This window comes from Gardnerella sp. KA01001 (genome assembly GCF_049244025.1).
In the GTDB taxonomy this organism is placed as follows: domain Bacteria; phylum Actinomycetota; class Actinomycetes; order Actinomycetales; family Bifidobacteriaceae; genus Bifidobacterium; species Bifidobacterium swidsinskii.
Window position 1 is genome coordinate 86,105 of sequence record NZ_CP058366.1, and the last position, 13,789, is coordinate 99,893.

Genomic DNA, 13,789 nt, shown 5'->3' on the forward strand with positions numbered 1-13,789 from the left:
TTATATTATATCTAACAAAAGTTGATATTAATTATCAATTAAAAATAGTTTCTTACCGTATTTTTTACTAAATTAAGTGCATAAATATGCAATAATTTTTCTTTATACTTTTCTTTATAGGATATTTTATTCATACAATATTGTAATCTTTATAAGATATTTTGCGCGCAAATTCAGAACTTTAGAATTTTAATTGCTTACGATTTGCGTACTTCCGCCTCTCGTAAAATCAAGCACTGCACCTGCAAGATACGGCAACGAAACAAGATGAGTGTCTTTTTGCAAAGTCTCCAACGCATCTTCACGAGCCATAGCGATAATCTTCACATCCTTAACAACTCGCAAAATCTTCAAACTCGAGCGACCACCCGACTGCTTATCGCCAAGAACATCACCAACATTGCGCAATTCCAAATCTTTCTTAGCAATTACGGCACCATCTAGCGAATTTTCAACAACTTGCAAACGTTCTTGAGCAAGACTTCCATCCTCAGTTTGCGCAACCAAAAATGCCCAAGAATTCGTGCCACCACGCCCAACACGTCCACGCAACTGATGCAATTGCGCAAGGCCAAAACGATCCGCGTCAAAAATCACAATGCAACTCGCTTGAGGCACATCAACACCGACCTCAATAACCGTTGTAGCTACAAGAACTTGCACATCTCCGCGCGCAAAACGTTCCATCGTTTCGCGTTTCGTAGCATCATCGTCGCGACCAGTAAGCTTAGCAAAAGTAACGCCTTTAAATTGCGGCAAAGCTGAAAGCCGCTTCAAAATGCCGTTAACTGTATGAAGTTTGCGCAAAGAATCTGCGTTATTTTCTTCAGATTGATTAGATTGCACAGATTGCGAAACATCTTCAAAAGCTTCAGATTCATCGCTATCAAAATCCCTACCAAAATTACTAGCAGAAGCACTACCAGAATCCTCATTAAAATCATCATCAATATGCGCGCAAACAACATACGCACGCTCACCTGCATCAATGCGAGCACGAATATGCGCAAACATTCTCGCCATAGTATTCGCATCCGATTCTTGCACAACAAAAGTGCGAATAGGTTTTCTACCTCCAGGCAATTCAGTTAAATACGAAGCATCCAAATCACCGAACCACGTCATAGCAGCAGAGCGCGGAATAGGCGTTGCAGTCATTACTAAAAGATGCGGTGTAAAAGACTTTTCAGCACTATTATGCGAATCTACGCTCATTTTGCGCAACAAAACATCGCGCTGCTCAACACCAAAACGATGTTGCTCGTCAATAATTACCAAAGCTAAATTAGTCGGCTTAAAAGTCGATGAGAACGCTGCATGAGTTGCAACAATAAGCGAAGGCTCTCCACTTGCCACACTCGCTAGCGCACGTCTGCGATCCGCAAGTCTCATGCCTCCAGTTACGACGATTACAGGCACTTTTAGATTCGCGCGCGTAATCATTTGGCGCAAATTTTCGGCATGTTGAGACGCCAGAACTTGAGTAGGAGCCACAAGCACAGCCTGATAGCCTGATCCAACTGCCTCGAGCATTGCAGCGAGCGCAACAACTGTTTTTCCGGAACCAACTTCACCTTGAAGCAAGCGACGCATCGGATGGTGCTCACGCATGTCACGTACAATCTCATCAATTACATCTTTTTGACCTGCAGTAAGCTCAAACGGCAAACTTTCCACAAATTCATTTCTTATAAGAGAATTATTACAAGATTTTGCTTGATTATCTTTAGAATCTTCACGAGATCGCAATACAGCTACTTGGGAAATAAAAGCTTCTTCATAGCGCAACGAGTCAACAGCTTTATAAAATTCGTCAACTGATTGCGGATTATGAATTGAGTATATTGCTGACGCTCTAGTCATGAGGTTACGTTTTTTTAGCACTGATTCAGGCGTAATATTTGGGATTTGCAGGGATTCAGTAGCGCAAGCTGCGGAAGATGCGGAAGCTGCGGAAGATGCAGAATCTTCAGAAAGTGCAGACAGCATAGAAAGTATTGTTTCGTGAATATGCTCACTAGAGATTCGCGAATTTGCATGATACACGGGCATAGGAGCGCTCATACGCACCAAACCATCTTCCACGCTTCTTACAGTATCGCGAGATTGATGCAAGCTATCGCTTTCTTCTGCAGCAGATACAGTAAGAATTTGAGGATGCGTAAATTGCAATTTACCATTAAAAGCGCTAGACATGCCGCCAACAACAACCATTTCGCCAACATGCATCTTTGCGGAAAGCCACTGAGCGTATTGACGATTTTTAGAAAAATAAATAAGCTGAGCTACCACTTGCATATCTTGCAAAACGTTAATTTCGATTCTAAAACCGCGACGAGCGTTCATAGGCACAACGTTAATTGACTGAACTTGCGCATAGAAAGCCACTTCTTCGCCAATTTTTACATCTTTTAAGTTCGCAATTCTCAGTGGACTTGTGACTCTAAATGGGTAGTAAGTTAGCGCGTCTTCGACTGTGACTATGCCCAAAGATTTTAATGCAGAAACGCGTCGCTTATTGCTGATTATTGCACAAAGCGAAGTATGCATTTTGGCTGAGTTCGTGGGCGTATTTAGCATATTTCGATTATAAATCATTCGCAATCAGGAATATAACGTGCGCACGAAAAAATATGCAAATACAAAAAAGCCCCGAGCAACACTCAGGGCCTTACAATTTAAACGCAATACAATGCGCGAATCACGCCTCAACGCGCTGAACCTTGCCAGCCTTAATGCATTTCACGCACACACGAAGGCGAACGTTCTCGCCATCAATGGTGGTGCGAACCGGCTGAAGGTTCGGGCGGAAGGTGCGCTTATTGCGGATATGCGAATGTGAAACAGTGAAACCAGTCTGAGGTCCCTTGCCACATACTGCGCAACGAGCTGCCATAATTGGACTCCTATTTTCTTTGACTTGCAAGTCTTGCGTCATTCAAACACACGAACTACTTACGCAAATTACTTACGCACATTGCATAAACAAATAAGCACGCTTGAACGCACAACTACACAAGTATATCACTTACCAAGACAATCCGCGCGCACGAACTCAGTCTTTTCTTGTAAATCCTTGACTGTCTTGCATCCAAGAAGAGCCATAATCACCCTAATTTGCTTCTGCCAGTTATCAATTTGCAAAGAAAGCGCATCCTCACCTTCATGCATAAGCGTATGCAAAAACTCGCCAGCGACACCAACTGCAGAAGCACCCAAAGCCAACGCACGCACAACATCCAAAGGCGTGCGAACTCCTCCACTTGCGAAAACTTCCATATTTTTTAACGAATCACACTTGCGTATGTCAACCAGCGACTCAACAGTAGTAAGACCCCAATCAGCCAAATAATCACAGTCGCCTAAGTTCCTGCGAGCATTCTCTATTGTTACAAAATTAGTTCCGCCACGACCAGAAACATCTACAGTGCGCACTCCAACATCTTTAAGACGATGAACATCTTTAGCAGAAATTCCGCATCCAGTTTCCTTCACAATCACAGGCACGCTTAGTGCTTCGCACGCACTGACAATAGACTCAATATTGCACAACCAATTTCGAAAATCGCGATCGCCTTCTTGCATAACCAACTCTTGTGCAGCATTTAAATGCACTTGTAACGCATTCGCATGAATCATGTTTACAGCACGCAATGCATCAGACGCACTAGTTCCAGCGCTAACATTTGCCATCACAAATCCATGTGGATTTTCGCTTCTTATGACACTGAAAGTGCTGAGTAAAGTTTCGTCTCGAAGAGCAGCACTCAAAGATCCACTCGCCATAGCAACAGAATTTTTTGCAGCAACTCTAGCAAGACTTGCATTCACTTTTTTAGCAGCATCACTTCCGCCGGTCATTGCGTTAATATATATCGGCGAGCACCAATGCACAGAATCGCATACTTCGCTTCCTAGCACGTTCACGCTAGCGTCAATTTCTTCAAGCGCAACTTGCGGCAAAGCATTCGGCACAAAACGCACTTTGTCAAAATCTGAATCTGCACGAGTTTTATACTGCTTGTCCGCAAGCGCAATATGCGCGTCTTTGCGGTTTTGTATTGTGCAAGATTGAGCAGATTGTGCATTAGGTTCGCGACTCTTAGCAAACGCGTCTAATACAATATTTTCAGAAGGCTTACCAGTTCCAAAAATTTCCGTAACATCAATATTCAATGGCTTTATTCCATTGGCTTCCCAAGTAGATTTCATAGTTTCAATTACATTATTGTCATAAATTGTCGACAGCGCAATTGCACAATCTCCCCCACCTGCACCGCTAGTTTTTGCAGGAACACCGGCATAAGTCGCAATTTCAATAAATTTTGTAAGTTCATGCGTTTCGATAACAGTTCCAGTAAGAGCACTTAATTTTTGTAACAACGCACGATTTTGAGCAAAACCGCTAGAAATTTCGCTTATTTCAAACTTTTCAATTGCGCGCGCAAGTTTTTGCACGCAAATCTCACTTTGTTTGCAAAAATCTTCGTAAGTAAAAAGTTGATTTTTATTGTCAAAAGCACTAGTTTTGACGCTACTTTCCGTACTACCTTCAGCACTAGTTTTAACGCTATTTTCTACGCTCCTTACTAGCTTTGCGCTAGACGCAGGAGAACCAGTCCACCCGACTAAAAGTTTTAGCGACTTATCTACATTTAAACGCTTAACTTCCAGTCGTGGCCACTTTTTGTGCAACAACTCATCGAAATCAGAGCATCCGGATTTTACTAACGCAAGCTCAGCTTCAAGCCACTCGCGGTTATACGCGCGATACATAATCCAACCGCCATAAGAACTGGCAGCAACATCTCCACCACTTCCGGATTTTTTAACACTCGACGACGCAATCAACGCTAGCTTGCAAATTTCCGGAGTCGAAAGATTCAAATCATACCATTTGCACAACGCGCGAATAACCGCAACAGTTACTGCAGCAGAAGATCCAAGACCGTATTTTCTACCAGTTTTTGCATCATCAAGTTCGCTAGAAATATGCACATTGTAACTTTTGCGGTTAATATTTGGCGCACATTTCTCACTAGCATAAGCGTCGACTACGCACATTGCAGCGAGCACATAAGCATATTTTCCGTCGTTTTGTATTTCAATACTTCCGTCGGATGTACGCGCCCAAAGAAGCGGTTCATATTTTTCACCATCTGAGGTAATTACACCACAATAATTTCTGTTGCTAGGCGCATTTTTCTGCAAATTTTCGCGTAACTCTTCGTTTAAGGTTTCATCACTTATGCTAACTGTTACATAACGATTAACAGCAGCAACAATTGCAGCACAGCCGTCAACAACAGCATACTCGCCAGCAATATAAAGCTTTCCTGGGGCACTAGAGCGCACTTGAGTCATATTATCCGCCTATTTTAAACTCGTACTCACCGTCACAGCGTCACCTGGCAGCGCAATCGCAAATTTCGGCTCGCAATATTCTGTATTACAAAAAACGCTAGAATTACGTAAACCATCCTCAACTCGCGAGCGCAACTGACACATCGCACGATAAGCATCATCTCCAGAAGTAAGCACCTTCACATTTGGACCAGCATCCATCGTAGACCACACCAGCCAACCATCTTTTCGCATATTTTTAACCGCTTCAAGCACAATATGCGTGCTGCTAGTTAAATAATTCACCGACGGAACAGCATTATGCATAGTTTCGTGCATTCCAAAAGCATTGCGTTCAACAACCTCACCCAATTGCTCAATATCTGCTTGCTTAATTGCGTTTTTAGCAATTTCAAGATCGTCTTTCGACTGCTCAACCCATTGCATATACGTTGGCGAAGTTTCAACCGTTCTGCGCATCGCTTCTCGGCTAGAAATCGGCTTTTTACTATCGTCCAAAGTAACAACAATCATAGCAAGGTTTAAATTTTTAAGCGTAACTTGTGCGTTTTCAATAGGCTCTGCGTAAGACGTTTCGTCGTCGCAGCCTGCATGCCAAATTGAAAGTCCTCCAAAAATCGAACGACAAGCTGAACCAGAACCACGTCTTGCAAGTCTAGAAAGTTCTCGTGGAGTTAGGTTTAATCCAGCAGCGTACGAGGCAGCAGACGCAAGAGCTGCAAAACCAGACGCGCTCGATGCAAGACCGGCAGCAGTTGGCACAATATTATGCGAAATAACGCTTGCTTTCGTTGAAATTCCTGCAATTTCACGCACCAAATCGAGCATAGCGACTACGCGACGAAAAGTTTTTGCAGACGGCGAAATCTTTTCATTATCTAAAGTAAAAGTATCTTGTTCAAGATTATTCGCAAAACTTACGCTTGTAGTTGTAAACAAATCAGAAAGGGTGAGCGAAAGCGAGGAAGTATAAGGCAAAATCAGCTTTTCATCGCGCTTACCCCAATACTTAATCAGCGCAATATTCGCGTTTGCTTTAGCAAAAGCTGAGTTGGGTGAAAGACTAGCGTCAAACGTTATTTTTGGCTGAATTTCAACATTTTGCATACTGTTCCTTTTGCGGCAGATACGTAATTCTCGTTTGTTAATGTGCTAGTCAATGTTTTAGCAAAACAGTGCGCACAAGCTTCTTTTCTTTAAATAACTGTAAAGTTTATGCTACATTTCAAGTAAAAATAAGATTCAATTTATTGCAGAATCACCTATATTCACAATCCAAGTATCGCAAGCTCCTGCATTTTTAAAAGCTTCACTCACTCGCTTAGCAGCATCCTCACTATCAGCCAGCGCAATGACACATCCTCCACCACCTCCGCCAGTAAGTTTTGCACCCAACGCGCCATGTTTGCAAGCAGCATCTACCAAAGTGTCAAGTTTCGCAGTACTTACGCCCAAATCCGCCAAAATACGGTGTGCGAAAGTCATTTGCTTACCCATATTTTCAATACGACCAAACGCCAAATCATCTTCTGCAACAGCCGCAATCTCCCCCAATTTATTGAGCTGCGCTCCAACTTCAACAGGATTCGATTCTAAACGAGAACGCAAAGCTTCAACTGTTTCGCGAGTCATTCCTTTGCATCCAGAATCCGCCAAAACAAGCCACGCACGCATGTTAATTTCCATGCGATCAAAACAGCCACGACTAAAACGCACAGGCCAGGAAGCAGCGGTTGCAGTGGCATCCAAGCCTGAAGAACGTCCGTGAGCCACGCACTCAGCAGTCTGCGTCAACTTAAAAATCTCATCATCGCTAGCTGAAACGCCATAATAGTCAAGAATCGCACGAATTATAGCACCAGCAGCAGCCGCAGACGAGCCAAGACCTCGTTCTGCTGGAAAATCAGACTCGGTAAAAATGTGCAAATTCTCACCGCTCCACCCTGCAAACTCTAGCGACGCGCGAATTGCTGTTCGTATGCTATTAAAGCGCGTAGGAATTTCGGAAAGTTTGCCAGTAAAGTCAAGGCACGAAAGAGTTATATGTGAATCGAGATTCGTCGTAGATGCTAAAGATTCGCGTGATGCAGATGCTAAAGATTCGCGTGATGCAGATGCTAAAGATTTACACGATACAGGTACTAAAGATTCATTGCAATTAGTTACGACAGCGCGCATACGCAAGTTTTTAAGCGGCAAAGCTATTGCAGAATGACCATAAACCACGGAATGTTCGCCAAAAAGAATAACCTTCGCGCAAGTTTCGCCGTATCCTTTGTGATTGCTGTATTTTATTGCGTTTTCAAGATTTGCGCTTACGGAATTTTTACAAGCATACTCTTCGTCATTGCGAATAGCAGATATGCTGGCATCTTGCGCTTTTGCGTTCATACTAAGCTCGTCGGCCAGTTCATATTTGCTTTCCAGCACAGTTTGCATCTCCTTTATGATTTCGCAATTTTCCAACTGTTCTAATTTAGTCGAGTAGAACTTAAAAAACTACGTTACGCACGTGACACTTACAACACATTCACATTTTCAAAATATTGCAGCATAAAAAAACTCTGCGCAGCATCGCAATGAGAAAACTCAATACAACGCAAACGCAGAGCTAATGCTTAAGTTCAATCCACATGTATTACAAGCAGAAAACCACTAAAAGCAAAAACCACTAAAAGCAAGAATCTGCTCGCTGCAACATGTTTTGTAAAATTCACAAAGCTACTTACTCAGCCACAACCTTAACAGTGAAGGAAGCGGTGATTTCCGGATGCAACGTTACTGTTGCTGGGAACTCACCAGTGGTCTTAATAGTAGCAACCTTAATTGCGCGAGCCTCAACTTGAGCCTTGGAAGCCAAAGCGGCAGCAATCTTCTCGGCAGAAATGCCACCGAAAAGCTTGCCGGATTCGGAAACCTTAGCAGAAAGCTCCACAACGGTGCCTTCAATCTGAGCCTTAGCTGCAACTGCCTCTTCACGAGTGGCAACAGCCTTGGCAAGACGAGCGCGACGCATTGCTTCAATCTGGGAAGCAGCACCCTTGTTCCATGCAAAAGCAAGACCCTGAGGAATCAGGTAGTTGCGAGCATAGCCAGCCTTAACTTCAACAACGTCACCAGAGTGACCGAGGTTGGCAACAGTCTTGGTAAGAATAACTTTGGTTTCAGCCATATTCCTATCCTCTCAATCAGCGACCGGTAGTGGCGTAAGGAAGCAAAGCCATTTCGCGAGCATTCTTCACTGCCTTCGCGATCTTGCGCTGTTCCTGCACGGTTACGCCGGTGATACGACGGGAACGAATCTTGCCGCGGTCAGAAACGAACTTGCGCAGCAAAGCAACGTCTTTATAATCAATTTCAGTAATCTTGGCAGCCTTCAAAGGATTTGGCTTCTTCTTGAAAGGCTTGACCGGTGGTTGCGGCCTTTTGCGTGACATAAGATGTCCTCTCTCAAATCCGTTATGCTTTTTGCATAACATGTAACTGATGATGTATTTATAAGGATTAAGTAAGCGCGTAAATAAGTGCATAAATAAACAAATAAATACGCTATCTATAGCTCAACTAAAACGCTAGAACTCGGGTTCTTCAGAATCGCCGCCAAAATCAGAATTGGCACCGAAAGTTGAAAAACTATCGTTTGTTGGCGCAGCAGCACTCCACGGATCAGCCGCTGAAGAACTTGCAGCATGCTGAGAAGCAGCCTGGCTAGCAGCATAATTTGCTCCGCCAGCATAACCTGCACCAGCAGCATTTGATGCGCGCGAGCCACCAGCAAAACCTGTTGAAGAGCTTTGGCGGTTAACTTGCGCAGTTGCATAACGCAAAGATGGACCAATTTCGTCAACCGTAAGTTCAACAACTGTGCGATTCGAGCCGTCTTGCGCTTGATACGAACGCTGCGACAACCTGCCTTGAGCAATCACGCGCGTGCCTTTAGAAAGGCTGTTTGCACAATGTTCTGCCAAGTCTCTCCACGCTGAGCAACGCATAAATAATGCAGGCCCATCCTCGAACTGATTCGTATTACGATTAAACGTTCTAGGTGTGGATGCAATGGTAAAGCTCGCAACAGAAGCACCGTTGGAAAGTGCCCTTAATTCAGGATCCGAAGTGAGATTTCCCACGACGGTAATAATTGTTTCACCTGCCATATCGTGCCTTTTCTTTCTCGCTTTACTCGTAATCACATATCAGTGATTACTGGCAATTTTGTGCGCAACTTATGCGCGGTTGTTTACGTATTTATTTAGCTTAACTAGTTTTTATTTAATTCACTAGAGCTTACTTAGTTTTGCTAGTTTTTACTTAGCGTCCTTGCGAAGAATCTTCGTGCGGATTACAGATTCATTAAGGTTCAAAACACGGTCAAGTTCGTCACTTACAGATGGCTCGGCAGTGTAGTTCACCACAACGTAGTTACCTTCGGTTTTGCCTTCAATTTCGTAGGCAAACTTGCGGCGACCCCAGTAATCGGTGCCGTCAACGGAACCGCCCTCGTTGGTGACAAGCTCAAGATACTGCTCGGTCAACTTCTTAAGACCGTGCTCATCCAGCTCAGGATTTGCAATGAACATCAGTTCATACTTATGTGCAGACATCACCCACCTCCTTCGGACTATCGGCTGTGGACCTTCCACAGCAGGAGTGTGTTTGCAAAATATGCGCGATATGTTTGATGATAAGCACCAAAACCGCACACAACTTTGCTATTTTACAGCACGCTCGTGACGACGAGAGTTACGCGCTTAAACGATGGTGTCAGGCGGCAGAAACTTTACAGCAGCGTAAAGAAAAAGCCGCGAAACCAGCAAATAACGACAGAAACTTTACAGTTGCGTAAAAAGAGGACGAAGACGTGAACACGAGCGTACAGAGCACAAAATTGTCATAAAAAAAACTTAGTCTAGCGCACCTTTTAGCACACTAGACTAAGTAATTCACAGAAAAACCGACTCAACAATCAACCAATAAGCTAAAGCCCAAATGATTCATCACTGAATCAGATTTCAGCTTAGTGACGGATCTTGCGAAGAGCAGCACCCATGCCAGCAAGCACAGAAGCAGCAACAGCAGCCAAAGCTACAGCAGCACCGGTCTTAGCCAATGGAGCAGCCTTCTTAGCTTCAGACTTCTTATCAGACTTCTTGTCGTTAGCCTTGTCATCAACCTTCTGACCATGACGCTTGAGGTAGTCAGCGACAGCCTTGCACTCGAGAGAATCCTTACCGTAAAGCTTCACACACTTCGCGTAATCCATGTCCTTATTGCCAAATGGAGAATGCTCATACTTATCATTCTCGTCTTCAGCCTTAGCCTTAGCTTCCTTCTCTGCCTTCTCCTTAGCCAAACGAGCATCAAGCTCTTCAAAGGTCTCAGTCTTATAGAATGACTTATTATAAGTAGGTTCAGCAGGAGCTGCAGGAGCTGCAGGAGCTGCAGGAGCTGCAGGAGCTGCAGGAGCTGCAGGAGCTGCAGGAGCTGCAGGAGCTGCAGGAGCTGCAGGAGCTGCAGGAGCTGCAGGAGCTGCAGGAGCTGCAGGAGCTGCAGGAGCTGCAGGAGCTGCAGGAGCCTCAGCCATTGCTGGGACAGCAAAAGCGAAACCAGAGAGGAGGGTGGCGCCAGCAGCGAATGCGGCGATAGCCTTCTTATTCAACATAATATTTTCCTTTCTTCTTCTCCTTCGTGCTAGGTACACGAAGAAAAATTTGCCATTTGCGGTTTCCCGCTCGTACCAGTGAACTAGGGATTCAACCGGTAACTGAGTTAAAACTTACCGCAAGCTCTCAGAAAACTCAACACTAAAATTCAGGTTTCTCAGCATCAAAAATACAAAAAATCTTAATAAATATTCGTTATATTCATTAAAAAGCAGAAATATTTACGGCATTTTTCTGTATTTTTTGATAAAAATTACGCGACACGCCATATACTGGATTTTTTTAACATTTTTTCAGCTTTCTTTAAGGTTTGAGTTTTGTGATTTCTCTAACAGCCTTATAAAACAACAAAAAACGCAATATTTAACCATCGGCACGCTTTATTTAAACATAGCAAAATTTGTTTAAACATCGGCACACTTGAAACCAAACCAAACAGCAAGAACAAAATGCCCGAGTAAATAACTCACTCGGGCATTAAAATCATCAGCGCGCAAAATCAAACTTTGCAAAAATACTTGCAAAATACTAATCAAGCAAATCGTCAGAATCTTCAGAATTTGCTAAATCGTCACCATTAGATGCATCAAGAACATCTCGCTCGTCAATAACAGGTGCCAAAACCAAATCCTTTACAAGCTCACGCGTGCGAAGCTGAGAATCAGCATCCAAACCATCGTCGGTAATAACAGTATCAACCTGATCAAAACGAGCAAATAGCGAAAGCGACGTACAACTCCATTTAGTATGATCCGTCAAAATAATCGTGCGATCCGCAATATCCATTAACGCCATATCAGTAGCAGCTTCCAAAGAATTTGGCATAAGGAATCCGCGAGGAAGAGACACAGAATGCGTGCCAAGAAAAACGGTATTCACACGAAGAGAAGCAACAACTTTATCTGCAATAGGCCCAACAAGCGAATTGGAACGCGTAATCACGCCGCCAGTAACAATAACCTCAACATCCTTCGACTCCAAAGCTTGCACAAGCTCCGCAACAGGAATCGAATTAGTCAAAATCGTAATGCCAGAAGCCCTGCGAGACTCGAGCAAATGCTGCGCAAACACATAAGCAGTGGTACCGCCGCCAATAGCAATCACATCCCCAGGAGAAACATAGTCCACAGCCAAACGCGCAATCGCATCCTTCAAACCAATGTCCATTTGCGACTTTACAGAAAACAGCGGCTCCGAAAGCAGAGTATTAGTCGTTACAGCACCGCCGTGAACGCGCTTTAAAAGCCCACGATCCGAAAGCTCTGCGATATCCCTGCGAACCGTCATAGCAGAAACGTTCAGTTCTTTAGAAAGCGCAGTAATGCGAACAGCACCGCGCGTACGGAGACGACTTAAAATCAAATGTTGACGCTGTGAAGAAATCATACGAACATTATCGCACACGTAAACGCAAAAAACAAACGTAATTGAGCGTTTCAGGGCATTAAAACGAAAAGAACGCACATTTTGTTGTCAAGTAAAGCAGGTTTTGTGAAAAATCGCACAAAAACGAACGCGTACTAAGGAAGAAAACGCACAAAATACACTAAGGAATGGCGTATATAACAATAATGCCCTACTATATAAATATGTATTACGTTTCTGAACACTCATTGCACAATGTCGTCAATAAAACAACGACAGACCTTTTTACATTCTCATACAAACACATTATTAAACCGCATTTCGTTTTTAACATTCCTCCAGACGAAGCGCATGATCGCATGATTAATTTTTGCAAATTTAGCGAGCGCACTCCTGGGTTAATGTGGCTTCTTCGCGAAATGCTTAACTACACAGACCCGGTGCTAGAAACTAATGTCATGGGTGTGAATTTTGCAAACCCGTTTGGCTTAAGTGCAGGACTAGATAAAAATTGCCAAATGGCAACCGTGCTAGACAACGCCGGCTTTGGATTTGAAACAGTTGGCTCTACCACAAGCCGACCATGCGAAGGAAATCAAAAACCTTGGTATCATCGCCTTCCAGAATATGACTCTATTCTTGTACACGCAGGACTAGCAAACGATGGCAGCGAAGCCGTTGTTGCACGAGCCGAGAAAGCTTGGACGCACGCAAAATCTATGAATATGTCTATTTCTATTGCGCGCACAAACGACGACTTAGTTGGCGACTTGGAAGAAGGAATTGAAGACTACCATATTTCTATGGAACGTGCAGCCGGAAAAAGCTCAATAATTGAAGTAAATATTTCATGCCCGAACACGCGTGTGGGTGAACCATTTAGTCAGCCGGAAGCACTTGACAAATTATTCACTGATCTTGACACTATTAAGCGACCTCAGCCAACGTTAGTTAAGATGCCGCTTAATTTACACGGCGGTTGGGAACAGTTCAAATCTCTGCTTGACGTACTTGCCGAACATAAAGTTGACGGAGTAAGTATTGCAAACTTGCAAAAGAATCGCGCAGGACTTGATGTTCCGGAAGATTGGCAAGGAGCACTTTCTGGAGGTCCTACCTACAGCGCAAGCAACGATCTTATTCGACGCACGCGCAAAGCTTTTGGTGAACGTTTTGCTATTGCAGGCATTGGCGGAGTATTTACGCCAAAGCAAGCATATGAGAAGATTCGCTCAGGCGCTGACTTGGTTATGTTTATTACGTCACTTATGTACAGAGGACCGCAACAAATTACGACGCTGAAACGCGGACTTGCGGATCTTTTGAAGCGCGACGGCTTTGAGCATGTTGCAGACGCAGTTGGTGCGGATTTGAACTAGCACAGTGCGTATTTGCGCTAA

Annotated in this window: 12 protein-coding genes; 1 reads left to right on the top strand and 11 read right to left on the bottom strand. The window is 43.8% G+C overall.

The genetic code is table 11. The annotated features are described in order from the left end of the window. Positions 1 to 189: 189 nt before the first annotated feature. From HXT59_RS00390 to HXT59_RS00440, 11 genes are all read right to left on the bottom strand, one after another. Positions 190 to 2,598 (bottom strand): ATP-dependent DNA helicase RecG, encoded by a 2,409-nt coding sequence (locus HXT59_RS00390; protein WP_421783895.1) that lies wholly within the window; start codon positions 2,596 to 2,598, stop codon positions 190 to 192. Positions 2,599 to 2,701: 103 nt separating this feature from the next. Then, entirely contained in the window at positions 2,702 to 2,896 is a 195-nt protein-coding gene (gene rpmB / locus HXT59_RS00395) for a 50S ribosomal protein L28 (RefSeq protein WP_012913853.1), read from the bottom strand. 128 nt (positions 2,897 to 3,024) lie between these two features. Beyond that, on the bottom strand, positions 3,025 to 5,364 hold the full coding sequence (gene fni / locus HXT59_RS00400; RefSeq protein ID WP_421783897.1) for a type 2 isopentenyl-diphosphate Delta-isomerase: 2,340 nt from the start codon (positions 5,362 to 5,364) through the stop codon (positions 3,025 to 3,027). A gap of 9 nt (positions 5,365 to 5,373) precedes the next feature. Continuing rightward, the gene (gene mvaD, locus HXT59_RS00405; protein WP_119522406.1) at positions 5,374 to 6,471 is read right to left on the bottom strand and encodes a diphosphomevalonate decarboxylase; all 1,098 of its coding nucleotides are present in this window, start codon (positions 6,469 to 6,471) and stop codon (positions 5,374 to 5,376) included. A 135-nt stretch (positions 6,472 to 6,606) separates the two neighbouring features. Next, positions 6,607 to 7,755 carry a mevalonate kinase gene (gene mvk / locus HXT59_RS00410; RefSeq protein WP_421784328.1) on the bottom strand — a complete coding sequence of 383 codons (1,149 nt, stop codon included), beginning with the start codon at positions 7,753 to 7,755 and terminating at the stop codon, positions 6,607 to 6,609. Positions 7,756 to 8,089: 334 nt separating this feature from the next. Beyond that, positions 8,090 to 8,536, bottom strand: a complete 447-nt coding sequence (gene rplI / locus HXT59_RS00415; RefSeq protein WP_004110231.1) for a 50S ribosomal protein L9 — start codon at positions 8,534 to 8,536, stop codon at positions 8,090 to 8,092. A gap of 16 nt (positions 8,537 to 8,552) precedes the next feature. Next, the gene (gene rpsR, locus HXT59_RS00420) at positions 8,553 to 8,801 is read right to left on the bottom strand and encodes a 30S ribosomal protein S18 (protein ID WP_004105399.1); all 249 of its coding nucleotides are present in this window, start codon (positions 8,799 to 8,801) and stop codon (positions 8,553 to 8,555) included. Between the two features lie 135 nt (positions 8,802 to 8,936). Then, positions 8,937 to 9,518: a single-stranded DNA-binding protein gene (locus HXT59_RS00425; RefSeq protein WP_119504582.1), complete on the bottom strand. Its 582-nt coding sequence runs from the start codon at positions 9,516 to 9,518 to the stop codon at positions 8,937 to 8,939. A gap of 150 nt (positions 9,519 to 9,668) precedes the next feature. Further along, positions 9,669 to 9,965 (bottom strand): 30S ribosomal protein S6, encoded by a 297-nt coding sequence (gene rpsF, locus HXT59_RS00430; protein WP_004574062.1) that lies wholly within the window; start codon positions 9,963 to 9,965, stop codon positions 9,669 to 9,671. Between the two features lie 413 nt (positions 9,966 to 10,378). Further along, positions 10,379 to 11,023: a peptidase gene (locus tag HXT59_RS00435; protein WP_421783899.1), complete on the bottom strand. Its 645-nt coding sequence runs from the start codon at positions 11,021 to 11,023 to the stop codon at positions 10,379 to 10,381. A 529-nt stretch (positions 11,024 to 11,552) separates the two neighbouring features. Continuing rightward, a complete protein-coding gene (locus HXT59_RS00440) occupies positions 11,553 to 12,410 on the bottom strand; it encodes a DeoR/GlpR family DNA-binding transcription regulator (RefSeq protein WP_064621441.1) in 858 nt (285 codons plus the stop codon). 203 nt (positions 12,411 to 12,613) lie between these two features. Between HXT59_RS00440 and HXT59_RS00445 the strand changes: the two genes are divergently transcribed. Beyond that, positions 12,614 to 13,768: a quinone-dependent dihydroorotate dehydrogenase gene (locus tag HXT59_RS00445; RefSeq protein ID WP_102703361.1), complete on the top strand. Its 1,155-nt coding sequence runs from the start codon at positions 12,614 to 12,616 to the stop codon at positions 13,766 to 13,768. Positions 13,769 to 13,789: the final 21 nt, after the last annotated feature.

What these genes read in the sequence shown, in the direction of transcription:
- rpsF (WP_004574062.1), bottom strand. Translation starts at nt 9,965, where the DNA reads ATGTCTGCACATAAGTATGAACTGATGTTCATTGCAAATCCTGAGCTG.
- HXT59_RS00435 (WP_421783899.1), bottom strand. Translation starts at nt 11,023, where the DNA reads ATGTTGAATAAGAAGGCTATCGCCGCATTCGCTGCTGGCGCCACCCTC.
- HXT59_RS00445 (WP_102703361.1), top strand. Translation starts at nt 12,614, where the DNA reads ATGTATTACGTTTCTGAACACTCATTGCACAATGTCGTCAATAAAACA.
- mvaD (WP_119522406.1), bottom strand. Translation starts at nt 6,471, where the DNA reads ATGCAAAATGTTGAAATTCAGCCAAAAATAACGTTTGACGCTAGTCTT.
- HXT59_RS00425 (WP_119504582.1), bottom strand. Translation starts at nt 9,518, where the DNA reads ATGGCAGGTGAAACAATTATTACCGTCGTGGGAAATCTCACTTCGGAT.
- rplI (WP_004110231.1), bottom strand. Translation starts at nt 8,536, where the DNA reads ATGGCTGAAACCAAAGTTATTCTTACCAAGACTGTTGCCAACCTCGGT.
- rpmB (WP_012913853.1), bottom strand. Translation starts at nt 2,896, where the DNA reads ATGGCAGCTCGTTGCGCAGTATGTGGCAAGGGACCTCAGACTGGTTTC.
- fni (WP_421783897.1), bottom strand. Translation starts at nt 5,364, where the DNA reads ATGACTCAAGTGCGCTCTAGTGCCCCAGGAAAGCTTTATATTGCTGGC.
- rpsR (WP_004105399.1), bottom strand. Translation starts at nt 8,801, where the DNA reads ATGTCACGCAAAAGGCCGCAACCACCGGTCAAGCCTTTCAAGAAGAAG.
- HXT59_RS00390 (WP_421783895.1), bottom strand. Translation starts at nt 2,598, where the DNA reads ATGATTTATAATCGAAATATGCTAAATACGCCCACGAACTCAGCCAAA.
- mvk (WP_421784328.1), bottom strand. Translation starts at nt 7,755, where the DNA reads ATGAACGCAAAAGCGCAAGATGCCAGCATATCTGCTATTCGCAATGAC.
- HXT59_RS00440 (WP_064621441.1), bottom strand. Translation starts at nt 12,410, where the DNA reads ATGATTTCTTCACAGCGTCAACATTTGATTTTAAGTCGTCTCCGTACG.